Origin of the sequence: Micromonospora sp. ANENR4 (genome assembly GCF_015354395.1) — a bacterium.
Taxonomy (GTDB): Bacteria; Actinomycetota; Actinomycetes; order Mycobacteriales; family Micromonosporaceae; genus Micromonospora; species Micromonospora aurantiaca.
This window is the reverse complement of record NZ_JADKYQ010000038.1, coordinates 1-1,490: the sequence shown is the minus strand read 5'-3', so window position 1 is coordinate 1,490 and position 1,490 is coordinate 1. Positions and strand designations below refer to the sequence as shown.

1 protein-coding gene and 1 pseudogene are annotated in these 1,490 nt (G+C 69.1%); one reads left to right on the top strand and one right to left on the bottom strand.

The window, feature by feature from the left end:
- Nucleotides 1-582: 582 nt before the first annotated feature.
- Nucleotides 583-858 (top strand): annotated as a pseudogene (locus IRY44_RS30980) (transposase); the annotation flags it as partial.
- Between the two features lie 32 nt (nt 859-890).
- Here IRY44_RS30980 and IRY44_RS30395 read toward each other — a convergent pair.
- A complete protein-coding gene (locus IRY44_RS30395) occupies nt 891-1,481 on the bottom strand; it encodes an NTP transferase domain-containing protein (protein ID WP_194803562.1) in 591 nt (196 codons plus the stop codon).
- Nucleotides 1,482-1,490 lie beyond the last annotated feature (9 nt).

Below are 1,490 nucleotides of genomic sequence, written 5' to 3'. Positions count from 1 at the left end.
CCACAGCCTTCGCACCCAACCGCCCATGCCGGCAGACACGTCGGGTGGTCTCTTGTTGCTGCACGATGATCGCGCCCCGGCGTGCCCCGTAGCACTCCGTGGTGATCACACCAGTACTCCTCCCCGCCGACTTCGTGCGACCTGGGCGCGGGTGACTGGCGTCGTACGGGCCGGCCGCAAGCAGGCAGGCTCGCGCCAGCGGCGGTCCGAGAGGTCGACGGCTCGGACGAAAGGTGGCGGCATAGCCGGTTGATGCCTAGCCGATAGCGGCGATCACCAAGCTCCACTTTGAGCCGCACGGGTCGTCGTAATCCCGTCTTGTACGGGCCAGCGTTGGCCATTCCGCTCGGCACCACTAGCACTTGTTTGCCCGTGGCAGGCAAGGTGCGCCACCTCAACCGAGGGTCGCCCCCGTGCTTTCGGTTGATTGGTGCGGGTGGTGTGCCGCGATCTTTGAAGCGGCACACCACCCCCAGTGCTCCATCCGGAACTGTTGGTCAGGGTCCGGCGGAGGGCTTGTCGGGCACAGTGGCTGGCTCTGGGCTCGGGCTTGGTGGCGCCATCTCCGGACCGGTCGTTGCCATGCCGACAGCGATCCCGCCGGAGTTCGGCCGTGACGTGGCTGCGGTTGCTCGCAAGGGTGAGGCGCCGATCGCACAGATTGCGAAGGACTTCGGGACCTCCGAGCGGTGCCTGCACCGTTGGTTGAAGTTCGCCTACGCCCGATGACGGGATCCGCTCCGGCACCACCAGTTCCGAGTCGGCGGAGCTGCGGGAGCTGCGGCGGCGTGACAAACTCCTGGAGCAGGAAACGAGATCCTGCGTCGGGCGGTGGCCAGTGACCTGTCAGGCTACCTGATCGGTACTGCGCAGGAGATCCCGACGGCGGTTCAATCGATCTTGGCCTGGCTGCCGAGCGGAACGTCGAGGTCGGTTCCGTCCGCGATGTCCTCACAGGGCACATGGGTCACCAGATCGGCATGCGCGGCGAGGTAGCGGCGCGCGCCTGCGTCGCCGACCGCCATCGCCGACACTGCCGGCCAGTGGTAGCGCCCAAGCAATACGGGATGCCCGGGCTGGCCGTGGTACGTGGCGACCGCCAGCCCGGTGGAGCCGCCGAGTCTACGCAAACGCCGGACCGCGGCTGCGGTGACGCCGGGTGTGTCGACCAGCAGCACGGCGACCGCCTCCACCGGGAATGCCGCCAGTGCGGCCAGCCCGGCCCGCAGCGAAGACCCCATGCCCGTGTGCCACTCGGGATTGTCCGTCACAGTCGCGCCGGACAGGTCGGTGCTGGAACGCACCTGCTGCGCCGCCGCGCCCAACACCACGACGATTGGATCGCAGGCCGCGTCGCGCAGCGTCGCGAGGCCGCGCTCGACCAGCCGGCGACCGTCGACAACGACCAGCGCCTTCGGCATCCCGTACCGGCGCCCCGCGCCGCCCGCCAGCAAGAGCCCAGCGACCCGAGGTTCGCTCACGCCACCGAG